General features: G+C 74.7%; 22 protein-coding genes. 13 read left to right on the forward strand and 9 right to left on the reverse strand.

Annotated features, from left to right (window positions below; translation table 11 throughout):
- Window positions 1-21 precede the first annotated feature (21 nt).
- Complete coding sequence (locus ACMXGY_RS18250) at window positions 22-399, reverse strand: RNA-binding S4 domain-containing protein (protein ID WP_483776905.1); 378 nt, start codon at window positions 397-399, stop codon at window positions 22-24.
- Between the two features lie 189 nt (window positions 400-588).
- On the opposite strand from ACMXGY_RS18250, the gene ACMXGY_RS18255 reads away from it, so the two are divergent.
- From ACMXGY_RS18255 to ACMXGY_RS18265, 3 genes are all read left to right on the forward strand, one after another.
- A complete protein-coding gene (locus ACMXGY_RS18255; RefSeq protein ID WP_483774378.1) occupies window positions 589-858 on the forward strand; it encodes a GlsB/YeaQ/YmgE family stress response membrane protein in 270 nt (89 codons plus the stop codon).
- Between the two features lie 113 nt (window positions 859-971).
- Window positions 972-2,153, forward strand: a complete 1,182-nt coding sequence (locus tag ACMXGY_RS18260; RefSeq protein ID WP_483774379.1) for a GNAT family N-acetyltransferase — start codon at window positions 972-974, stop codon at window positions 2,151-2,153.
- Window positions 2,150-3,361: a GNAT family N-acetyltransferase gene (locus ACMXGY_RS18265; protein WP_483774380.1), complete on the forward strand. Its 1,212-nt coding sequence runs from the start codon at window positions 2,150-2,152 to the stop codon at window positions 3,359-3,361. Before ACMXGY_RS18260 ends, ACMXGY_RS18265 begins: the two co-directional genes overlap by 4 nt.
- A gap of 14 nt (window positions 3,362-3,375) precedes the next feature.
- Here ACMXGY_RS18265 and ACMXGY_RS18270 read toward each other — a convergent pair whose 3' ends face one another.
- Entirely contained in the window at window positions 3,376-3,954 is a 579-nt protein-coding gene (locus tag ACMXGY_RS18270; RefSeq protein ID WP_483774381.1) for a dienelactone hydrolase family protein, read from the reverse strand.
- A gap of 151 nt (window positions 3,955-4,105) precedes the next feature.
- Window positions 4,106-4,783 carry a TetR/AcrR family transcriptional regulator gene (locus tag ACMXGY_RS18275; RefSeq protein WP_483774382.1) on the reverse strand — a complete coding sequence of 226 codons (678 nt, stop codon included), beginning with the start codon at window positions 4,781-4,783 and terminating at the stop codon, window positions 4,106-4,108.
- 109 nt (window positions 4,784-4,892) lie between these two features.
- On the opposite strand from ACMXGY_RS18275, the gene ACMXGY_RS18280 reads away from it, so the two are divergent.
- The 8 genes from ACMXGY_RS18280 to ACMXGY_RS18315 all read left to right on the forward strand — a co-directional run bounded on the left by ACMXGY_RS18280 (window position 4,893) and on the right by ACMXGY_RS18315 (window position 13,846).
- Window positions 4,893-5,768: an alpha/beta fold hydrolase gene (locus ACMXGY_RS18280; RefSeq protein WP_483774383.1), complete on the forward strand. Its 876-nt coding sequence runs from the start codon at window positions 4,893-4,895 to the stop codon at window positions 5,766-5,768.
- Window positions 5,769-5,865: 97 nt separating this feature from the next.
- On the forward strand, window positions 5,866-7,593 hold the full coding sequence (gene pgi / locus ACMXGY_RS18285; RefSeq protein WP_483774384.1) for a glucose-6-phosphate isomerase: 1,728 nt from the start codon (window positions 5,866-5,868) through the stop codon (window positions 7,591-7,593).
- 165 nt (window positions 7,594-7,758) lie between these two features.
- Entirely contained in the window at window positions 7,759-8,595 is an 837-nt protein-coding gene (locus tag ACMXGY_RS18290) for an STAS domain-containing protein (protein ID WP_483774385.1), read from the forward strand.
- Complete coding sequence (locus tag ACMXGY_RS18295; protein ID WP_483774386.1) at window positions 8,592-8,996, forward strand: STAS domain-containing protein; 405 nt, start codon at window positions 8,592-8,594, stop codon at window positions 8,994-8,996. The genes ACMXGY_RS18290 and ACMXGY_RS18295 overlap by 4 nt, the downstream gene beginning before the upstream one ends.
- Window positions 8,993-9,409 carry an anti-sigma regulatory factor gene (locus ACMXGY_RS18300; RefSeq protein WP_483774387.1) on the forward strand — a complete coding sequence of 139 codons (417 nt, stop codon included), beginning with the start codon at window positions 8,993-8,995 and terminating at the stop codon, window positions 9,407-9,409. The genes ACMXGY_RS18295 and ACMXGY_RS18300 overlap by 4 nt, the downstream gene beginning before the upstream one ends.
- A complete protein-coding gene (locus ACMXGY_RS18305; RefSeq protein ID WP_483774388.1) occupies window positions 9,406-10,446 on the forward strand; it encodes an ATP-binding protein in 1,041 nt (346 codons plus the stop codon). Before ACMXGY_RS18300 ends, ACMXGY_RS18305 begins: the two co-directional genes overlap by 4 nt.
- Entirely contained in the window at window positions 10,443-12,194 is a 1,752-nt protein-coding gene (locus tag ACMXGY_RS18310; RefSeq protein ID WP_483774389.1) for an ATP-binding protein, read from the forward strand. Before ACMXGY_RS18305 ends, ACMXGY_RS18310 begins: the two co-directional genes overlap by 4 nt.
- Window positions 12,191-13,846 (forward strand): SpoIIE family protein phosphatase, encoded by a 1,656-nt coding sequence (locus tag ACMXGY_RS18315; RefSeq protein WP_483774390.1) that lies wholly within the window; start codon window positions 12,191-12,193, stop codon window positions 13,844-13,846. Before ACMXGY_RS18310 ends, ACMXGY_RS18315 begins: the two co-directional genes overlap by 4 nt.
- Here the strand turns inward: ACMXGY_RS18315 and ACMXGY_RS18320 are convergent.
- Window positions 13,804-14,424 carry a dihydrofolate reductase family protein gene (locus tag ACMXGY_RS18320; protein WP_483774391.1) on the reverse strand — a complete coding sequence of 207 codons (621 nt, stop codon included), beginning with the start codon at window positions 14,422-14,424 and terminating at the stop codon, window positions 13,804-13,806. The genes ACMXGY_RS18315 and ACMXGY_RS18320 overlap by 43 nt on opposite strands.
- A 119-nt stretch (window positions 14,425-14,543) precedes the next feature.
- Window positions 14,544-14,948 carry a DUF6069 family protein gene (locus tag ACMXGY_RS18325; RefSeq protein WP_483774392.1) on the reverse strand — a complete coding sequence of 135 codons (405 nt, stop codon included), beginning with the start codon at window positions 14,946-14,948 and terminating at the stop codon, window positions 14,544-14,546.
- 223 nt (window positions 14,949-15,171) lie between these two features.
- Here ACMXGY_RS18325 and ACMXGY_RS18330 point away from each other — a divergent pair, with 223 nt between their 5' ends.
- Together ACMXGY_RS18330 and ACMXGY_RS18335 are read left to right on the forward strand one after the other, a co-directional pair.
- A complete protein-coding gene (locus ACMXGY_RS18330; RefSeq protein ID WP_483774393.1) occupies window positions 15,172-16,416 on the forward strand; it encodes a sensor histidine kinase in 1,245 nt (414 codons plus the stop codon).
- Window positions 16,413-17,123, forward strand: a complete 711-nt coding sequence (locus tag ACMXGY_RS18335) for a response regulator transcription factor (RefSeq protein WP_483774394.1) — start codon at window positions 16,413-16,415, stop codon at window positions 17,121-17,123. The genes ACMXGY_RS18330 and ACMXGY_RS18335 overlap by 4 nt, the downstream gene beginning before the upstream one ends.
- A 3-nt stretch (window positions 17,124-17,126) precedes the next feature.
- Here the strand turns inward: ACMXGY_RS18335 and ACMXGY_RS18340 are convergent, their stop codons facing one another.
- The 4 genes from ACMXGY_RS18340 to ACMXGY_RS18355 all read right to left on the reverse strand — a co-directional run bounded on the left by ACMXGY_RS18340 (window position 17,127) and on the right by ACMXGY_RS18355 (window position 21,721).
- Window positions 17,127-17,450 carry a DUF4235 domain-containing protein gene (locus ACMXGY_RS18340; protein WP_483774395.1) on the reverse strand — a complete coding sequence of 108 codons (324 nt, stop codon included), beginning with the start codon at window positions 17,448-17,450 and terminating at the stop codon, window positions 17,127-17,129.
- On the reverse strand, window positions 17,447-18,646 hold the full coding sequence (locus ACMXGY_RS18345; RefSeq protein WP_483774396.1) for an ABC transporter ATP-binding protein: 1,200 nt from the start codon (window positions 18,644-18,646) through the stop codon (window positions 17,447-17,449). Before ACMXGY_RS18345 ends, ACMXGY_RS18340 begins: the two co-directional genes overlap by 4 nt.
- Window positions 18,646-20,316, reverse strand: a complete 1,671-nt coding sequence (locus ACMXGY_RS18350; RefSeq protein WP_483774397.1) for an ABC transporter permease — start codon at window positions 20,314-20,316, stop codon at window positions 18,646-18,648. Before ACMXGY_RS18350 ends, ACMXGY_RS18345 begins: the two co-directional genes overlap by 1 nt.
- A gap of 292 nt (window positions 20,317-20,608) precedes the next feature.
- The gene (locus tag ACMXGY_RS18355) at window positions 20,609-21,721 is read right to left on the reverse strand and encodes a thiamine ABC transporter substrate-binding protein (protein ID WP_483774398.1); all 1,113 of its coding nucleotides are present in this window, start codon (window positions 21,719-21,721) and stop codon (window positions 20,609-20,611) included.
- Between the last annotated feature and the right edge of the window lie 3 nt (window positions 21,722-21,724).

Raw genomic sequence — 21,724 nt, forward strand, 5'->3', positions numbered from 1 at the left:
GCCGCCTCGCAGGCGACCGCGTCAGCCGCGGCCGCGCAGCCGGTCGATGTCGCGCCGCTCGCGCTTCGTCGGGCGGCCGGCCCCGCGCTCGCGGACGGCGACCCGGACCGTGAGCTCCTTCGGCGGCGGGGGCGGGCTCTGGTCGAGCACCGCCTGGGCCGCGACGGTCGCCGAGACACGCTTCACCAGGATCCGCTCGACGACGAGGATCCGTTCGACGGGGCCGCCGCGCACGACGACACGGTCCCCGACCTTCACCGCCGTCGCGGGCTTCGCGCGCTCGCCGTTGACGCGCACGTGCCCGGCCTTGACGGCCGCCGTCGCCTGGGAACGACTCTTGAAGACCCGCACCGCCCAGAGCCAGCTGTCGACGCGTGCGCTGGACGCCTCGGTGGTCACCACGACCCGAGCCTAACCAGCCGGGGGCCCCTGCCGAGGTGGTCCGACGCGGCGCACGTGCCGCACCGACCCTTGGTGAGCACCGCTTCCACGTGCGAAACACCGCGCGCCGTGCCACCGTGAAGGATGCCATTCGGGGCAGCCGTCCCGGTATGGAGAGTTTCGTCCCCTCAAGAACGGAGACGTGGGATGAGTATCATCGGCTGGATCCTCATCGGCCTCATCATGGGTGCGATCGCTCGCGCGGTGCTCCCGGGCAAGGCCGCCGGAGGCTGGATCGTCACGCTGATCGTCGGAGTCCTCGGAGCCCTCCTCGGCGGGTGGATCGGCGGCGCGCTGTTCGGCGCCGACGCGAACGACGAGTTCTTCTCGCTCACGACGTGGTTCTGGGCGTTCGTGGGATCTCTGCTGGTTCTTCTCATCTGGGGCGTGATCTCGCGGCGCTCCGCACGCAAGTAGTCGGAGCCCGGTCGACCCGACCGGCCTCGACCACGGCCCGGCCTCCTGCGGGAGGTCGGGCCGTCGGCGTATTCCCGTGGACGCCCGGGGACGCCCGGGACCACGCTGGGCCCATGAGCAGCGCCGCCCTTCCCGCCCTCGAGGTCCCCCTGCCCGCAGGGCTCGCCCTCGTCGAGGCACCGCACCCCGCGAACCTCGACGAGGACGACGCGTGGGCGTACCACGCCGTCGCGGACATCGACCACGAGCTCGAGCTGGAGACGCACGGGTACGACGACCTCGCTCTCGAACCGCGCGACGTCTTCTCCGGCATGGCCCACCAGGAGTACGCGGCGAAGCGCCGCTTCGTCGTCGTGCGCGCCGCGTCCGGTGCGGTCCCAGGTGCCGGTGCGCCGCCGAAGGTGCACGACGTCGTCGCGCACCTGTTCGTGTGCCGTCCGGTCACGAGCAACGAGCACCTGGGCGAGGCGTACGCGTTCGTCCGGCCCGGGGAGCGCGGCCAGGGCATCGGGTCGGCCCTCCTCGCCCTGGGCGAGCGGCTCAATCTGGGCGCCGGGCGCACGGTCCTGTTCTCGGCGACGCAGCACGGTGAGGAACCGCCCCCCGGGCCGGGAGCGCTCGGGGCGACGACGGGCTCCGGGCGGGTCCCCGCCGACGCACCCGGCCCACGTCTGCTGCGCGCACGGGGCTACGCGCTCGAGCAGGTCGAGCGGCACTCCGTCCTCGACGTCCCCGTCGCGCCGTCGCTGCTCGGTGCGCTGCGTGACGACGCCAGGGCCCGGGCGGGTGGCGACTACCGCCTGCACACCTGGACCGACGAGGTCCCGGAGGCCTGGGTCGACGAGGTCGCCGTGCTGTTCACCCGCATGAGCACCGACCCTCCGACCGGTGGCGTCGACTACCGCGAGGACCCCTGGGACGCGCAGCGCGTCCGGACCTGGACGGGCGAGCAGGTGGAGAGTGGGAAGGGTTTCCTCCTCACCGCGGCCGAGCACGTACCGTCGGGCACGCTCGCGGCGTTCACGGTGTTCGTCTACCCGCGCGACCGTCCCGAGTTCGCGTTCCAGGAGGACACGCTCGTCGTGCGCGAGCACCGCGGACGGCGTCTCGGGATGCTCGTCAAGGCGGCGAACCTCGACGCGCTCTCGGCCGAACGGCCCTCGACCCGGCGCGTCCACACCTGGAACGCGCAGGAGAACGACCACATGCTCGCCATCAACGTCGCGCTCGGCTTCCGGCCGGCCGGCACGTGGGCAGCGTGGCAGCGCAGGACCGACACGAAGGACGGCGAGTGAACACCTCCCCCACGAACGCGACCGGCACGACCGGCACGACGACGGCACCCGTGGCCGTGCGGATCGAGCCGGTCGCGGTACCGACCGACCTCGACGCCCCCGAGGCCTGGGGCGTGCACGGGACGGTCCTGGTGGGCGACGCCATCGACCGCGAGATCTACGGCCACACCGACCTCGCGCTCGACGCGGCGACCACCGCGACGAGCATGGCGAGCGGCGACTACCGCCGCGTGCTGCGGTGGGTCGCGGTGCTCGACCGCGCGGACGACCCCACGGCCGCCGACGCGCGGCACCCCCGCCCCGAGGACGTCGTCGGGCGCTCGATGGTCGCGCTGCCGCAGCAGGGCAACACGCACGCCGCGGTGGTGTACGTGGGGGTGGACCCCGAGCACCGTCGCCGCGGCATCGGCACCGCGATGTGGGAGGCCGCGCTCGCCGTCGCCCGCGCGGAGGGGCGCCGGGTCATCATGTCCGACTCGTCGTTCGCGACGGAGCCGCCGCCCGGCCCGGACGCGCTCGAGTCCCCGACGGGCAGCGGTCGCGTGCCGCTGCACGACGACGCGACCGCCTTCGCGCTGCATCGTGGCTTCACGCTCGAGCAGGTCATGCGGCACTCGACGCTCACCCTGCCGGTGCCGCCCGAGGTGCTCGACCCGCTGCGCGCCGCGGCGGTCGAGCGCTCGGCCGGCTACCGGGTGCACCTGTGGACGGACGAGGTGCCCGACGAGTGGATCGACCAGTTCGCGGTGCTCGAGACCCGCATGAGCACCGACGCACCGACGGGCGGCCTGGAGCTCCAGGAGGACCCGTGGGACGCCGAGCGCGTGCGCACGGCGTCGCGCGACTTCCACGACCGCGGACAGGGCTACGTCATCGCGGCGGCCGAGCACACGGCGTCGGGCACGCTCGCCGCGTTCTCGATGGTCGCGTACCCGCACGACCGGCCCGAGGTCGTGTTCCAGGAGGACACGCTCGTGCTGCGCGAGCACCGCGGTCGCAGCCTGGGGATGCTCGTCAAGGTCGCGGTGCTCGACGAGCTCGCGCGGGCCCGCCCGTCGTCGCGACGCGTGCACACGTGGAACGCGCAGGAGAACGCGCACATGCTCGCGATCAACGTCGCGCTCGGTTTCGCGCCCGCGAGCGTCGACGCCGAGTGGCAGCTGACCCTCGAGCCGGAGGCGGACGCCGCTCCGGGCGTCACCGCCTGACCCGGCGGTCGCGCTCAGCGGATGCCGTCGAGGAACCGGACGAAGCGTTCGGTCGCGAGCGCCGCGGCCTCCGGCTCGTACGACGGCAGGCTCGGGTCGGTGAACAGGTGCCGGTCTCCCGGGTAGAGGAACAGCTCGGCGCCGGGCGTGGAGTCGACGAGCTCGCGTGCGGCGTCGAGGTCCCCCTCGCCGGCGAACGACGGGTCCGCGTCCATGCCGTGCACCTGCACGGGGACTCCGTCCGGCCACGCCTCGCCGAACTCCGACACGGGGACGAACGCCTCGAGCAGCACGGCGCCCTTCGCGCCCGCGCGCGTCTGGGCGAGCATCTGCGCCGGGAGCACCCCGGCCGAGATCCCGGCGTAGACCACCGTGGCGTCGAACCCGTCTGCGGCGGCCCGGCCGCGCTCCAGCACGGTCCCGAACCCGAGCTCCCGCACGAACGCCATGCCCTCGTCGAGGGTCTCGAACGTGCGTCCCTCGAACAGGTCCGGCGTGTGGACCACGTTCCCCGCGCCCCGCAGCGTCTCCGCGAGGGTCCGCACGCCGTCCGTCAGTCCCTGCACGTGGTGGAACAGCACCACCTCGGCCATGGTTCGTCTCCGATCGTCCGCTCCTCGTCCGACGACCTGCCGCCGTCGGCGTGCACGCCCGACGGCGCACGCCCACCATCGTGGCCCCGACCACCCACGCTCGCCCCACCGGGAAGCCGTCCGGCACCGGCCGCTGCGCGGTCGCGGCACCTCACGACCGCGGCGTCGGCGCCCCCTCGCCCGCTGGGAGGAGGTGGTCGAGCAGCCGCTCGGCCACCGCGAGCGCCTCCTGCGGATCGAGGTGGCGCGCGACGACGGACTGCGTGAGACCGGCGAGGGCCGCGAGCACGAGCTCGGCGTCGCGCAGCGTGCCCACGTCGGGACGGGCACCGATCCCGCGGCCCTCAGCCTGCGCGGTGCCGGGTCGTGCGCGGTCGAGCTGAGCCGCGACCACCTCGACGAGCGCCCGGGGCGCGGGCAGGAGCGCCTCCTGGGCGACGTCGCCACGTGTCAGGGCGGCGGCGTGGAACGCCGCGAGGACGACGGCGTCCGCGCGCCGCTCGTCGTCGAGCGGCAGGAGCGCGGCGGCGATGCCGCGCAGCACGTCGCGCGGCTCAGGCGGCTGAGCCGTCGCCTGAGCCGGCTCAGGCCCGGGAGCGGGCCGGCCCGGGCCGAAGCGCGCCGCCGAGGCGTCGATCACCGCGCGGTGCGTGGCGGTGAGCAGCCCGCCCTTGTTGCCGAAGTAGTACTGGACGAGCCGCACCGACACGCCCGCCTCGGTGGCCACCGCCTGGAACGTCGCGGCCTCGAGCCCGTCGCGACCGATGACGCGACGCGCGGCGTCCGTGATCTGCGCCCGCCGCTCCGCGTGGTCGACCAGTCGCGGCATCCTCTCCCCTTCGTCCCGCGGTCCCGGTCGGGTGCCGCCCTCGTACCGACTTGATGATATGCCCGTACCACCGTTATGATACGCACATATCATCAACGAGGAGGTGCTCATGCCCAGCCACATCGGCACGTTCCGGGACGACGCGGCACACCAGGCCTACGACCGCACGTACGACGACCTGGCGGCGCTCTGGCCGCTGCCGTCCACCGAGACCGTGGTCCCGACGGCCTTCGGTGGCACGCACGTGCGCACGTCCGGCTCGGGGACGCGTACCCCGCTGGTGCTGCTGCACGGGCTCAACGGCACCGGCCTGAGCTGGCACGCCGTCGTGGCCCGGCTCGCCGCGGACCGGGTCGTCCATGCGCCCGACGTCGTCGGGACAGCGGGTCGGAGCGTGCAGAGCGCCCCGCTGACCAACCCCGCCGACTACGGCGCCTGGGGCGAGCAGCTGCTCGACGGGCTCGGGCTCGAGCGTGCCCACGTGCTCGGGTACTCGGAGGGCGCGTGGTTCGCTGCCCTCCTCGGCGCGCGAGCCTCGGACCGGCTCGCGAGCCTCACGCTCGGTGAGGGGATCACGACGCTGGTCAAGCCGTCCCCGAGGGTGGTCGCGCGGATGGTCACCACGTCGCTGTGGCCCACCCAGAGGCGGTTCGTCCGGCTCGACGCGTGGCTGAGCCCCGGCGCGGACCCCACCGACCAGGACCGGGCGCTCGCCCGCGCGGCGATGCGCTACCGCCGCCGCACCCCCTGGCCCAGCCCTCTCGGCGACGCGGAGCTCGCCGCGGTCACCACGCCGACGCTCGCGTTCTTCGGCGCCGAGACCCGGCTCGGCGACCCGCACGCCGCAGCCCGGCGCGTCCTCGACCACGTGCCGCAGGCCGAGGTGCAGATCGTGCCCGGAGGCGGGCACGGCGTGCTCTGGCAGCTGCCCGACCGCGTGCTCCCCGTCGTCCAGGAGTTCGTCCGCCGGCACGACGCGGAGTGACAGGGTCCGACGGCGGTCGTTCGTCAGGCGAGCGACCCACCGACCGGAGGCCGGTCGGGGTGGGCGAGCGCCGCCGTCGGTCACTAGGTTGGTGCGCATGACCAGCCAGCCCGTGCCGCCCCCGATCGACCCCACCACCACGCCGTCCTGGACGGCGCTCACCGTGCACCGCGACATGGTCGAGCCGGACCTGCGCACGTGGTTCGCCGCCGACCCGGACCGCGCGCGCCGCCTCACCCACCAGGCGGCCGACCTCACGGTCGACCTCTCGAAGAACCTCGTCACGGACGAGACGATCGAGCTGCTCGTGCGCCTCGCGGACGAGGTCCACCTCGACGACCGTCTCGAGGCCATGTTCACGGGCGAGCACATCAACGTCACCGAGGACCGCGCCGTCCTGCACACGGCCCTGCGCCGCCCCACGCCGCTCGGCGACGACGAGCACCTCGTGGTCGACGGGCAGGACGTCGACGCGGACGTGCACGCGGAGCTCGCGAAGGTCTACGACTTCGCCGACAAGGTCCGCTCGGGCGAGTGGACGGGCGTCACGGGCGAGCGCGTGCGGACGGTGGTCAACATCGGCATCGGCGGGTCGGACCTCGGCCCGGTCATGGCGTACGAGGCGCTGCTGCCCTACAAGCACCAGGACATCGAGGTCCGCTTCGTCTCCAACATCGACCCGACGGACGTCGCGGAGAAGACCGCGGGCCTCGACCCGCGGACGACGCTGTTCATCGTCGCGTCCAAGACGTTCGGCACGCTCGAGACCCTGACGAACGCGCGCCTCGCGCGCGACTGGCTGTGGACGGAGCTCGCCGCGGTCGGCGCGCTGGCGGACACGGACGAGGCGCGGCAGGGCGCCGTCGCCCAGCACTTCGTCGCGGTCTCCACCGCGCTCGACAAGGTCGCGGCGTTCGGCATCGACCCCGCGAACGCGTTCGGGTTCTGGGACTGGGTCGGCGGCCGGTACTCGGTCGACTCGGCGATCGGCACGTCGCTCGCGATCGCGGTCGGCCCGGACCGCTTCGCCGAGCTGCTCGCGGGCTTCCACGCCATCGACGAGCACGTGCGCCGCACCCCGTTCGAGCGCAACGTGCCTGTCCTCATGGGCCTGCTCAACGTCTGGTACGTGAACTTCCTCGACGCGCACACCCACGCGGTGCTCCCCTACGCGCAGTACCTGCACCGCTTCCCGGCGTACCTGCAGCAGCTGACGATGGAGTCCAACGGCAAGCGCGTGCGCTGGGACGGCTCCCCCGTGACGACGGAGACGGGCGAGATCTTCTGGGGCGAGCCGGGCACCAACGGCCAGCACGCGTTCTACCAGCTGATCCACCAGGGCACGCGCCTCATCCCGGCGGACTTCATCGCCGTCGCGAACCCCGCGCACCCGCTCACCGACGACGTCGGCGACGGCGGGGCCGTCCAGCCGGGTGCGGACGTGCACGGGCTGTTCCTCGCGAACTTCTTCGCGCAGACCAAGGCGCTCGCGTTCGGCAAGACCGCGGACGAGGTCCGCGCGGAGGGGACGGACGAGGCGCTCGTCTCGGCCCGGACCTTCCCCGGCAACCGCCCGACGACGTCGATCCTCGCCCCGGCGCTGACGCCGTCGGTCCTCGGCCAGCTCATCGCGCTCTACGAGCACATCACGTTCGTCCAGGGCGTCGTGTGGGGCATCGACAGCTTCGACCAGTGGGGCGTCGAGCTCGGCAAGAAGCTCGCGCTCGAGATCGCGCCCGCCGTCGCCGGTGACGAGGACGCGCTCGCTGCGCAGGACCCGTCCACCGCGGCCCTCATCGACCGGTACCTGGACCTGCGCAACTGACCCGTCCGCCCCGTCACGACCGGGCGGGGCCGTCCGCGCGCACGGCCCGTCCGCCCCCGCACGGGGGCGGACGGGCGGTCTTGCGCGCCCATCCGCGATGCGTACACTGAGCGCGCAGCCACCCGTGCCCGTCGGTGGCCGCATTCATGTGGAAGGACCTTCGCGATGCCCCCAGAGGCCACCGACAACCTCGTGACGACGCTCATGGACAACGCGGACCTGGTCCGCGCCACGTGGCTCGACACCGCCGCCGCCGAGCTGCACGGCAGGACGTCCCGCGGCGAGCTCGAGCGCGAGCAGAGCGACATCTTTGACGCGCTGCTCGACGGCCTGCGCGCCGGGGGCACCGCCCTCTCCGACGCCGCCTTCGACCAGCTCCGCGGCATCCTCGCGGACGTCTCCGCGGTCCGCGCTCGCCTGGGCTTCACGCCGCGGGAGACCGCCATCGGGGTCTTCGCGCTCAAGGAGGGCCTGTACCGTCTCTCGTCGCAGTCGGACGAGGCGCTCGACCTCGCGCCGGTGCTGCGCCTCGTCGACGACCTCGGCCTCTTCACGTTCGAGACGTTCTCGTCGGCCCGCGAGGTGATCATCGCGGAGCAGTCCGAGCAGCTCCTCGAGCTCTCGACGCCCGTGGTGAAGCTGTGGGACGGCATCGTCGCCGTGCCGCTCGTGGGGACCCTCGACTCGGCCCGCACGCAGGTCGTCATGGAGAAGCTGCTCAACACGCTCGTGGACACGGGCAGCGAGCACGCGATCATCGACATCACGGGCGTGCCCGCGGTGGACACGCAGGTCGCGCAGCACCTGCTCAAGACCGTCGTCGCCGCGCGCCTCATGGGTGCGGAGTGCACCATCAGCGGCATCCGGCCGCAGATCGCCCAGACGATCGTCGCGCTCGGGATCGAGTTCGGTGACATCCGCACGCGCGCGTCGCTCGCGGACGCGCTCGTCGACGCCCTCCGCTCCGGAGGACGTTCCGCGGCGGCCGGGATCCCCGCGTGAACGACGGCGTACCGATCCTCAAGATCGGCTCGACGCTCCTCGTCTCGATCCAGGTCGACCTGCAGGACGACACCGCGCTGCGGCTCCAGGAGGACCTCGCCGAGCGCATCACCGCGACCGGTGCCCGAGGCGTGATCATCGACATCTCCGGGCTGGAGATCGTCGACAGCTTCATCGGGCGCATGCTCGCGTCCGTCGCGGCGATCTCGCACGTCCTCGACGCCACCACGGTCGTCGTCGGGATGCGCCCTGCGGTCGCGATCACCATGGTCGAGCTCGGGCTCTCGCTCGGGGACGTGCGCACCGCACTGGACGTCGAGCGCGGCCTCGCGCTCCTCGCCCCCGAGGAGCGCACCCCGGAGGAGATCCTGCTCGCCGCCGCCGAGCGCGAGCAGAGATGACGACGACCACCGCCGACGTCCTGCAGCGGCTTCCCGTCCGCACCGACTCGGACGTGGTCAAGGTCCGCCAGCTCGTACGGACGCTGGCTCAGCAGGCACGTCTCTCGCTCGTCGACCAGACGAAGCTCGTGACGGCCGCGAGCGAGCTCGCGCGCAACACGCTCGTGTACGGCGGCGGCGGCGAGGCGGAGGTCGAGCTCGTCACCGACGGCGCCCGGACAGGCGTGCGGGCGGTGTTCACGGACGAGGGCCCCGGCATCCCCGACCTCGACCTCGCCCTCACGGACGGCTGGACCAGCGGAGGCGGTCTCGGCCTGGGCCTCTCCGGGTCGCGGAGGCTCGTGCAGCACTTCGCGATCGACACGGCCCCGGGCCAGGGAACCCGCGTGGAGATCGCGACCTGGTCACGATGACCGCTCCGGACGACGTCCTCGCCGGCCGGCGCACGGTGACGGACGACGGGACGTGGTACACGATCGACCACCCCTCGGCCGTCGGCGGGGTCCGGCGCGCCGCGAGCGCCGTCGCCGTGCGACTCGGGCTGGGTGAGGCCCGTGCGGCCGAGGTCGGTCTGGTCGTCTCCGAGCTCGCCACGAACCAGTGCCGCCACGCCGGGTCCGGCTCGCTGCTCCTGCGCGTCACGCGCTCCGCCGACGACGCCGTGCTCGAGGTCCTCGCCGTCGACTCCGGCCCCGGCATGCGCGACATCACGGCCGCGATGCGGGACGGGGTCTCCAGCGGGGGGACGCTCGGCATCGGGCTCGGCACGCTCCCGAGGCTCAGCTCGGGCTGGGACGCCTGGACCGCGCCGGGAGCCGGGACGGTGGTGTCCGCCGCGTTCGCCGCGCGGAGTGCGGCTCCTGGCACGCTCGCCACGTCAGGTGCGACCCGGCCGATGACGGGCCAGTCGGCGTGCGGCGACGCCTTCGCCGTGCGGCGCGACGACGGGGTCACGACCCTGCTGGTCGCCGACGGCCTCGGGCACGGCCCGCTCGCCGCGACGGCGTCCGAGGCGGCGGTCCGCGCGTTCCTCGCCGCGCCCGCCGGGGGCCCGGCGGATCTGCTGCAGCGCGTGCACTCCGCGCTCGGTGGGACCCGCGGCGCCGCGGTGGCCGTGGCGCAGCCGACGGGCGACGTGCTGCGGTACGCCGGCCTGGGCAACATCGCGGGCGCGGTCCACGGCTCGCGCACCCGCCGGCTCGTGAGCCATCCCGGTATCGCGGGGTCGCACTCGCGAGCGCTGCGCGAGACGACGTACCCCGTCGAGCCCGGCGACGTCGTCGTCCTCCACAGCGACGGGCTCACCGACCGGTGGTCCCTGTCGGACTACCCCGGCCTCGCCGCCCGCTCCCCGCTCGTCGTCTCCGGGGTCCTGCTGCGCGACCACGCCGTACGACGCGACGACGCGTGCGTCGCGGTGCTCAAGGTGGGTGCGGAGGGCGTCTCGTGAGCACGACGCTGCTGACCGCGCGGCTGCACACCGACACGGACGTCCTCGCCCTGCGCCGGGCCGGACGGGAGATCGGTCGCCACGTCGGGCTCGACACCCAGGACCAGGTCCGCGTCGCCACCGCGCTCTCCGAGGTGGGCCGAGCGGCGGTCGCGTCGGGACCGGCCGACGTCACGATCGCCGTCGTGCCGGGGCAGCCGTACGCGGTGCTCCGGGCCGAGCTCGTCGCAAACGCGCCATTCCACGACGCGGGCGACTCCAGCGACGGCGGCCTCCCCGCGGCCCGACGGCTCGTCGACGCGCTCGAGCTCGACGCGTCGAGGACGCGCGCCGTGCTCGTCAAGTCGCTGAGCATCTCGTCGCGCATCGACGAGGCGACCCTGTCCGCCGTCCGGCGGTCCGTGAGCGCGGCGCACGCCGCGGACGCCCTGGACGAGCTCCGGGTACAGAACGCCGACCTGATGCGGACCCTCGACGAGCTCACGCGCCAGGGGGAAGAGCTGCGCCGGTTCAACGACGAGCTCGAGCAGACGAACCGCGGCGTGCTCGCGATGTACGACCAGCTGTCGTCGGAGCTCGAGGAGACGAACACGGGCGTCGTCGCGCTCTACGCGGAGCTCGACGAACGCGGACGAGAGCTCGCCGCGGCGAACGAGGCGAAGTCGCGGTTCCTGCGCAACGTGAGCCACGAGCTGCGCACACCCGTGAACTCCATCATCGGCCTCACCTCGTTGCTGACCGACTCCCGGCTCGACGCCGACCAGGCGCAGCAGGTCACCTTCGTCCGCGAGAGCGCGCACACGCTCCTGACGCTCGTCGACGAGCTGCTCGACCTCGCGCGCGCGGAGGCGGGCCACGAGGACGTCGAGCCGACGCGCGTCGACGTCGGGGCGCTCCTCGACGAGCTGCGCGGCACGACCGCCCCCCTCGTGCGCGACGGGGTGGTCCTCGACGTCACGTCGGCTCCCCGACTCGCGCTCGTCACCGACCGCCGCCTCCTCGCGCGTGTCCTGCGCAACCTGCTCACCAACGCGGTGAAGTTCACGGAGTCGGGCGCGGTGCGTCTGACCGCGGAGCCCGAGACCGGCGGCGGAGCGCGGTTCACGGTCGAGGACACCGGGGTCGGCATCCCCGCCGACCAGCTCGAGGCCGTCTTCGAGGAGTTCGTCCAGGTGCCCAACCATCTCCAGCCGTCGGCGCGTGGCACCGGCCTGGGCCTGCCGTACGCACGTCGCACGTCCGAGGCCCTCGGGGGCACGCTCCTGGCGTCGTCGACGCTCGGCAGCGGGAGCGTCTTCACGCTGCGCCTGCCGTCGATGGCGCCGGTCGACGCCGCTCCGGCCGTCCCGGCCGACACCGACGCGGCGCGCGCCGGCGGGCCGGACCAGCGGATCGGCCACGTGCTGGTCGTCGACGACGACCGCGCCTACGCGTCCGTCCTCGTGTCGATGCTGCGGGACTCCGTGGCCCGGGTCAGCGTCGCGCACGACGCGACGCACGCGCTCGCGATGCTGCGCGACGCGCCGGCCGACGTCGTGCTGCTCGACGTGCGCATGCCCGGGACGGACGGCCCGACGCTGCTCGACCGCATCACGGCGCAGTACCCCGACGTCCCCGGCGTGCTCATGTCGAGCGGCCCGCGGCCCCCGGCCCCGGCGACGGGGACGCCCGTCCCGTTCCTCGCGAAGTCGGCCATCGACCGCGACCTGCTCGTCGCGACGCTGAGCCGGGAGGCAGGTCTGCGATGACGGGCGAGCGCACCGTCCTCGTCGTGGACGACACTCCCGCGCACCGCTACGTCATGGCGACCTGGCTGCGTGCCGCCGGGTTCTCCGTCGTGGAGGCCGCGACGGGGGCCGAGGCGCTGGCGCGCGCGACGGCGAGCACCGACGCGATCGTCCTCGACGTGAACCTCCCCGACGTCCCCGGGCCTGAGGTGTGCCGCAGGGTCAAGGCAGAGCCGGCCACCGCGCACGTGCCCGTGCTGCACGTGTCGGCGACGGCCGTCGACGCCGCGGCGCGCACCGCCGGGCTCGAGGGCGGTGCCGACGCGTACCTTCCCGAGCCGCTCGACCGCGACGAGTTCGTGGCGACCGTCGGCGCCCTGTGCCGCACGCACGACGCGCACCGCGGGATCGGCCGTGCCGCGCGGCGGCTCGGCGCCCTGTCCGCGGCGCTCGTCCCGCTGCACGAGGCGCGGAGCCCCGAGGAGGTCGTGGACCAGGCGGCGCGGGGCGCCTGCGCCGTGCTCGGCCGTCCCGTGGTCGCCATGGTCGTCGCGGACGCGGGCGTCGTGCTGCGGGCCGTCTGCACGAGCGAGGACGCCGACCTCGTCCGCGGCCGTGGGACGACGGTGGTGCTCCCGCCGTCGGGCCTCACCACGGCACTCTTCGGCCCCGACGAGATCCCCGAGCCCTGGCTGCCGCTCCTCGCCGAGGCTGGGGTCGAGGGCGGGGCCTGGTGGACGATGTGGCTCGTCGACGGCGATGGCGCGCTCGTCGGGGGCCTGGGTGTCCAGGCGGACGAGGGCGGGCAGGGACCGTCGGCGGAGGACCAGGAGGCCGCGCTGCGGTTCGCGGAGGCGGCGACGGTCGCCCTGTCGAACCTGCGGACGTATGCGGAGGAGCACCGGATCGCGCTCGCGCTCCAGCGCGCCTTCCTCCCGGCCACGCTCGCGGTCGCTGGCGGGCTCGAGGTCGCGGCGCGCTACGACGCGTCCGACGAGCGTCTCGACGTGGGCGGCGACTTCTACGACGCGTTCGACCTCCCGGACGGACGGGTGGCGGTCGTGGTCGGCGACGTCCAGGGCCACTCCCTGCGCGCCGCGACCGTCATGGCCGAGGTGCGCCTGACGCTGCGCGCGTACCTGCGGGAGGGCCACGACGCCGCGCGCGCTCTCGACCTGCTCAACGAGTCGCTGCGGCACGACCACCCGGAGTTCGTCACGGTGTGCGTGTGCGTGATCGACCCCGCGAGCGGAGCCGTCGAGGTCACCGACGCCGGGCACCTGCCGGCGGTCGTCGTGCGGACCGACGGCACGGTCGGCACCCTCAAGGCCCCGTCCCGGCTGCTCGGTGTCCCCGGTCCGGCGGAGCGTCCCGCGGTCGAGGACGTGCTCGAGCCCGGCGACCTGCTCGTCCTCGTGACCGACGGTCTGGTCGAGCGCCGCGGCGGCTCGCTGCGGGACGCGCTCGAGCGGCTGACGACGGTTGCTCGTGGCGTGGCCGGGACCGAGCCGGCCGCAGCGTGCGCGCTGCTCGTGGACGCGTTCGACGACCCGGGCCGCGAGGACGACGTCGCGGTCGTCGCGGTCCGCCGCCCGCCGCCCGTGGCGGTGGACGGCGGCATCGCGTCCGCTCACTCGGCCCCGGACGGGACCTTGTCCGTGACGTCGTCGTAGGTCGCGTCGGCCGGCGCCTCGGCCGGGGCGTATACCAGCCGGACGACACCGGTCGGGAACACCTCCGAGCGCAGCAGGGCCAGCGGGTAGGTGCCGTCGCCCTCGTCGAACAGTCGCTCGCCCGTGCGGGCCGCGACCGGGTGGACGAGCAACCGCAGCTCGTCGAGCAGGCCTGCGGCCAGCAGCTGGCGGACGACCGAGATCGACCCGGGCACGAGCACCTTCCCCACGCCCGGCGTCTCCTTGAGGACGCGGACCGCGTCGACGAGCTCGCCGTCGAGCCGCTCGGCGTTGCGCCAGCCCAGATCCTGGTCCCCTCGCGTCACGACGAGCTTGCGCGTGTCGCCGAGCTGCTTCGCGTACGGAGCGTCCTCGCCGCCGGCCGCCTCGCGCTCCGGCCACGCGCCCGCGAAGCTGTCGTACGTCACGCGGCCGAGCAGCAGCGCGTCGACGTCCCGGTAGTCCTCGTCGACCGCGCGGCCCATGTTCTCGTCGAAGTACGGGAAGTGCCATGCCGGGTCCACCTCCACGACGCCGTCGAGCGAGATGAACAGGGTGGACACGAGTGTCGCGGTCATGGGTGGCCTTCCGGTCGGGTGGTCGGTCGTCGATGACGGGGCAGACCCTCGCGCACCCCAGAACTCATCGTCCCGCCGAGCAGGACCTTCCGCGTGATCGAGCACAGGGGCGGCACGGGTCAGCGGCGCAGGCCCAGGGCGAGGGTCGCGCCGACCGCGACGTGCTCGACGGCGAGCAGCACCACCGCGCCGGCCGTCACCGCCCCGAGCGGACCGAGCAGCGACACGAGCAGCACGACGCCGCACGTCACGAGCCAGGCCCGCTCGGCCCGGCCGGCCCGACGGGAGAGCAGCCGGCCCAGCAGCGCGCGCACGCCCCACGCGGCGTACCCGACGACGAGCGCCGCGACGACCGCGGCCACGACGCCGACCGTCTGGGTCCCGGTCGCGGACCGCACCTCCGGGTCGACGCCGAGCGCCGTCCCGACGAGCAGCACCCCCGCGGCGACGGCCGCGGCAGCGAGCGGGACGGCCCAGCGGGGGACCGCCGAGGTGCCGTGCGAGGTGGTCGAGGTCGGGGACATGGCACTCCTCCTTCGTCACGCGACGGTGCCGCGTGCTCTCGTGGCCGGAGCCACGGCCGGCGCGGTGCCGACGTCCCTACGCTCGCGGCGGCGCGGCGCCCGGCGCACCGGCCGGAGGGCGACGAGCACCCCGACCGGCGTCTGGCCATTGCCCTCCCACCGGACCGCGACCCCCGACCTTGGTCGGTGGTCGCCCGCGGCGGCGCCGCCTAGCGTCCGGAGCATGACCACTCCGACCGACTGCCCTCCGCTCGCCGGACGCCCCGTCCTCGCGACGACCGCCGCCCGCCGGGACGGGAACCGCCCGCTCGTCCCCTGGTGGGCGTTCGCCGTCGCGTGGCTCGCCGTCGCGGCGCTCACCGTGCTCGCGACCGTCGGGGTCGTCGACCAGGACGAGCCGGGCGCGCAGCCTGCGCTCGACGTCGCCGTCGCGGTCCTGGCCCTCGCGGCCCTCCCGCTCCTGTGGTCGCGTTTCCCGCGCAACGCGCCCGTGCTCGGCGCCCTGATCCTCGCGTCGCTGTCCGCGTACTCCGGTGCTGCGACGCCCGCGTCGACGGTCGCGACCCTGCAGATCGCGCGCTGGTACCCGCTGCGCACCGCGCTCCCCGTCGCGGTCGCCGGGTTCGTCGGCCACGCGGTGCAGGCGCTGTGGCGGCCGCAGGCGCTGCCGCTCGGCTGGTGGCTCGTGTGCGACCTCGCGGTGCACGCCGCCCTGCTCGGCTGGGGGATGTACTGGCAGGCGCGCGCGCAGCTGATGTGGTCGCTGCGGGACCGCGCCCGGCGCGCCGAGGCCGACCAGGAGCACCGCGTCGCCGAGGCCCGGGTCGCGGAGCGCACGCGGATCGCCCGCGAGATGCACGACACCCTCGCCCACCGGCTCTCGCTCCTCGCCGCGACGGCCGGCGCGCTCGAGTACCGCCCCGACGCCGACCCGGCGCAGCTCGCCCGCGCCGCGGGCCTGGTACGGGCCGGGGTGAGCTCCGCCCTCGGCGACCTGCGCGACGTCGTGCGGGTGCTGCGCGCCGAGCCCGACGGCATCGACGGGGGCGCCCCGGCACCCCAGCCGACGCTCGACGACGTCGACCGCCTCGTCGCCGAGGCGCGCGAGGTGGGTGGCGACGTCACCTACGAACGATCGGGGTCGGCGGACGTGCCGCGGACCGTCGAGGTCGCCGCCTTCCGCATCGCGCAGGAGGGTCTGACGAACGCCCGCCGGCACGCGCCGGGCAGCCCCGTCAGCCTGCGGGTCGCCGCCCGGGCGGGCGAGGTGCGCGTCACGGTGTCCGACAGCGGACCGCGCCTCGTCCCTGTCGGCCGCACCGAGGGCGTCGGCCGCGTCCCCGCGGAGGGGGCGGGCACCGGGCTCGTCGGGCTGCGCGAGCGCGTCGACCTGCTCGGCGGGACCCTGGACGCCGGGGCGCAGGGGGACGGTTTCGTCCTCGATGTCCGGCTACCGTGGGACGCGTGAGCAGCCAGGCGGGAGGGGCGGTCGGGCACCGCGACGACGGGCGGGGCCCGGGGGACGAGCCGCGGACCCGGCTCGTGATCGTCGACGACGACGCGCTCGTCCGCGCCGGGCTGCGCCTCATGCTCGACGGTGCGCACGGGATCGAGGTCGTCGGCGAGGCCGCGGACGGGGCGGAGGTCACGGCCGTGCTCGACGCGCACCCCACGGACGTCGTCCTCATGGACCTGCGCATGCCGCGGGTCGACGGTATCGAGGCCACGCGGCGGGTGCGGTCGCGGGCGGACGCACCCGCCGTCGTCGTGCTCACGACGTTCGACAGCGACGCCGAGATCACGGGCGCGCTGCACGCGGGGGCCTCGGGCTACCTGCTCAAGGACATGCCGCCGCAGCGGATCGTCGCGGCGGTGCGCGCGGCCGCCGCGGGCGAGCCCGTGCTGTCCCCCGAGATCGCGCGTCGGCTCATGGCGTCCGTCGCCGACGCCGGGGGCGAGCGCGAGCAGGCGCGGGCGGCGCTCGACGCGCTCACGGGGCGGGAGCGGGACGTCGCCGTCGAGCTGGGGCGCGGCGCGGCGAACGCCGAGATCGCGGCGACCCTGTTCCTCAGCGTCCCGACGGTCAAGGCCCACGTGTCGAACGTGCTGCTCAAGCTCGGCCTGGAGAACCGGACGCAGGTCGCGCTGCTCGTCCACGCCGCCGGCCTCGACTGAGGGTCAGTCGCCCGGCCACTCCCCCGTCCACCTCTCGAAGGCCCGGGCACCGCCGCGGTCGATGAGCGCCTTCACCGCGGCGAAGATCGCGCCCTGGATCAGCGACGCGACGAGGATCTCGCGCAGCCCGTACTCCGACTCGAGCGGCTTCGGCGCGTCCTTCCGGTGGCCCGGGGTGACGCGCTTGTACACCTGCTTGAACACCTGGCCCGCGACGAGCCCGCCCACGATCGAGCTGGCGAGCCCCACGGGGCGGTAGAGGATCTTCGCGGCCTTGCCGCCGGACTTCTCCGGGGGATGCGTCCCCGCCGTCGTGTCGTCGTTCATCCCTCGACGCTAGGCCCGCTGAGGCGTCCTCGCCCGAGCACGGGGTCGTCGACCGCGGGGACGACGGCGCAGCCCGCGCGGTCGATCGTGACGTCCACCCTGTCGCCCGGTACCGGAGCGACGCGGTCGTCGAACCCCGTCCCCTCGCCGGCGAGCGCCACGAGCCGGACGGGCGCGGCGCGGTCGGCCCCGGGGAGCGCGACGTCCACCGTGACCTCGACCGCGCCGCGCCGGAACACGCTGCCGACGACCGTCGCCTCCCAGGTGTCACCGCCAGGGGGTCCCGGGCGCCGGGTCGCCGTCCCGACAACGACGCGCAGGCCGCGCGGGCCGACGGCGAGCAGCTGCCCGGGGGGACCGGGCACGAACGCCTGGTAGCCGAGGAACTCCGCGACGCGGCGCGACGCCGGCGCCCGCCACAGGTCCTCGGGCGGCGCGACCTGCAGGAGCCGGCCGACGTCCATGACGGCGACGCGGTCGGCGACGGTGAACGCCTCGTCGTGGTCGTGGGTGACGAAGACGGCCGTCGTGCCGGTGGCCAGCAGCGCCTCGCGGAGGTCGAGCGCGAGGCGCTCGCGCAGCCCGCGGTCGAGCGCGGAGAGCGGTTCGTCGAGAAGGAGGAGCCGCGGGCGCGGCGCGAGGGACCGCGCGAGCGCGACCCGCTGCCGCTCTCCCCCGCTGAGCGTCGCGACGGCGCGCCGATCGTACCCGGCCAGCCCGACGACGTCGAGCAGCTCGGTCACGCGCGCGTCGCGCTCGCCGCGGGGCAGGCCCGCGATCCCGTACGCGACGTTGCCCGCGACGTCGCGGTGCGGGAAGAGCTGGCCCTCCTGGAACATGAGCCCGAACCCGCGGCGGTGCACAGGTACCCCGCCGAGGTCGCGTCCGTCCCAGGTGACGGCGCCCGAGGCGACGGGCTCGAGCCCCGCGACCGCGCGCAGCAGGCTCGACTTGCCGCACCCGCTCGGCCCGAGCAGGGCGAGCACCTCGCCGGGCGCGACGTCGAGCGTGACGCCCGCGACGGCCGTGGTGCCGGGGTCCGTGCGCGCGCCCCGGCCGTCGCGCCCGCCGTAGCGCACGACGACGTCGCGCACCGCGAGCCCGCCGCCCTCACCGGGCATGTGGGCGGGCGCCGCGTCGGGGCGCGACGGCTCCGGCGAGCCCGCGCGCGCGGGGGCGGGGTCGGTCTGCACCATCAGAACTCTCCTCCGGGTCGGTCTCCGCGCAACCGCTCGGCGAGCAGCATCACGGTCGCGGTGAGCACCGCGAGGACGACGCTCGCGGCGAGCGCCATGCCGTAGTTCTCGGCCCCGGGGCGCCCGATGAGCCGGAAGATGACCACCGGCAGGGTGGCGCTGTCGGGGCGGGCGAGGAACGACGTCGCGCCGAACTCCCCGAGCGAGACGGCGAACGCGAACCCCACCGCGAGGCCGAGCGACCGCGCGGCGATCGGTCCGTCGACCGTGCGGAACACGCGCCCGGGGGTGGCCCCGAGGGTCGCGGCAGCCTCGCGCAGGCGCGGGTCGATCGCGCGCAGCGTCGGCAGGACGGTGCGCACGACGAGCGGCGTCGCGACGACCGCCTGCGCGATCGGCACGAGCAGGCCCGACGTGCGCAGGTCGACGTCGATCCCGAGCGGCCGGTCGAGGGTGAGCAGGAACCCGAAGCCCACGGTGACCGCGGAGACGCCGAGGGGCAGCATGAACACGGAGTCGAGCACGGAGATCGCCCGGCGCCCGCCCCGCGAGCGCGGCCGTCGGGACACGACGAGCGCGACGAGCCCCCCGATCACGACCGCGAGGACCGTCGCGAGCGTTGCCGTGCGCAGCGAGTTGCCCGCGGCCTCCCACACGGTGACGGACAGCGCGTTGCGCCCGCCCGTCGTGCCGAGGTTCGCGTAGTTGTCGAGGCCCCACCCGCCGCCCGGCACCCGGAACGACCGCACGAGGAGCGTGCCGAGCGGGAGGCCGACCAGCACCACGACGACCGCGGCCGTGAGCGCCGCGGGGGCGAGGTCGCCGGTGGGGCGGCCGTCGCGCCACAGCGTCAGCGGGTGGGCGGACGAGGCCGCCGCCGACAGGTTCAGCGCCCGCTCGCGCCTCGCACGCGTGCGGTTCGCGACCGTGAGCGCCGCGGCCACGACGACGAGCTGCACGACCGACAGCACCGCGGCGGTGCGCAGGTCGAGGAACTGGGTGGTCTGGATCCAGATCTCCGTCTCGATCGTCCCGTAGCGGATGCCGCCGAGGACGAGGACGACGCCGAACGCCGTCGCGCAGAAGAGGAAGACGATCGACGCGGCGCTCGCGATCGCGGGCGTCAGCGCCGGGAGCGTGACGGTGCGGAACGCGCGCCACGGGGTCGCCCCGAGGGCTCGCGCCGCCTGCTCGGCGCGGGGGTCGAGGTGCTCCCACATCCCGCCGACCGTGCGCACCACCACGGAGTAGTTGAAGAACACGAGCGCCACGACGATCGCCGCGAACGTCTCGTCGAGCTCCAGGAACCCGAGCGGCCCGCCCTGCACGAGCAGCGACCGGAAGGCCACCCCGACGACGACGGTCGGCAGCACGAACGGCACCGTCACGAGAGCCCGCACCACCCGGCGTCCGCGGAACCGGCACCGGTACAGCACGTACGCGCCGGGGACGCCGAGCAGCACGGAGAGGACCGTGCCGAGCACGGCCTGCCACAGCGTGAGCCCGATGATGCGCCACGTCCGCGGCTGCGAGAACACCTCGGCGAACCCGGACAGGTCGAGCCCGCCGTCGTCCCCGACGAACCCGCGCGCCACGAGCGTGACGACGGGCCACGCGAAGAACACCCCGAGGAACACGAGCGGCACCGCCGCCGCGACCCCCCAGGCCACCGCGCGCCCGAGACGACCCCGCCAGGGCGCCCGAGCCCTCACCACGGTTCTACCTCGCGCGACCACGGTTCTACCTCGGCAGACCACGGTTCTACCTCGCGACGTAGAACGCTGGTCGTGCGCGAAGGCGAGACGACGGCCGAGGCGGTGGGGGCGGCGTCGGATGCGAAGGGCGTCGAGGCCGCGCTCGAGAACCCACGCCCGACGAACGGAGGCGACGGCGCGGCCAGCCCGAGCACCGACGCCGCCCCCGCCGCCGGACCCGACCCGGTCGCCCACCCCAGCCCGGGGCTCAGTCGACGACGGTCGCCGTCCATGCCTTGATCCACTCGTCGCGGTGCGCCGAGATGTCCTCGGGCGCGACCTCGAACGGCTCGCCGGCGAGCGGGGCGAACTCGGCCCAGCCGTCGGGCAGCGCGACGGTGTCGTCGGCGGGGTACATGTACATGGACCCGGGCACGTCGGCCTGGAACGTCTCGCTCACGAGGAAGTCGAGGAGCTGGCGCGCGCCGTCGGGGTTCTCGGCGTTCGCGAGCACGCCGGCGTACTCGACCTGGCGGAAGCAGGTGTCGAGCAGCGCGCCGGTCGTGGACGCGGAGCCGTCCTCGGTGAGCGTGAACGCGGGCGACGTGGAGTAGGACAGCACGAGCGGGCGCGGGCCGGCGCCCTCGGAGCCGGAGAAGTCGACGTAGTAGGCGTCGGACCAGCCGTCGACGACCTTGACGCCGTTGGCGCGCAGGTCGGCCCAGTAGTCCTGCCAGCCGTCCTCGCCGAACGCGCCGACGGTCGCGAGCAGGAACGCGAGCCCGGGCGACGACGTCGCGGGGTTCGTGACGACGAGCAGGTCCTGGTACTCGGGCTTCGTGAGGTCCTCGAGCGTGACCGGCTCGGGGATCCCCGCCTCGGAGAACCAGGCGTGGTCCACGTTGACGCACACGTCGCCGCGGTCGATCGCGGTGAGCTCGTCGCCGTCGCCGACGGCGTAGGACGCGGCCGAGTCGGACAGCCCGGCGGGCACGTACGGCTCGAGGACGCCCTCGTCGATCGCGCGCGACGCGAACGTGTTGTCGATCCCGAACACGACGTCGCCGAGCGGCGAGTCCTTGGTGAGGATGAGCTGGTTGACGAGCGCGCCGCCGTCACCGGGCGCGACCTGCTCCACCTCGAGCCCGCTCTCCTCCTCGAACGCGGCGAGCACGTCGTCGCTCACCGCGAACGAGTCGTGGGTCACGAGAGTCACGGTGCCGCCGCCCGACGACGCGTCGTCACCCCCGGTGGCGTCGTCGCCGCCGCTGCACGCGGCAAAGGCGAGCAGGGCGAGCGTCATCGCCGTCGCGGTGGTGGCCAGGCGGGCGGGGCGCGCGTGGGTCCGCAGGCTCCGGCTGCTGCCGACGGTGTGCTGCATGTG

This window comes from Cellulosimicrobium sp. G4 BAM 1002, assembly GCF_057126935.1.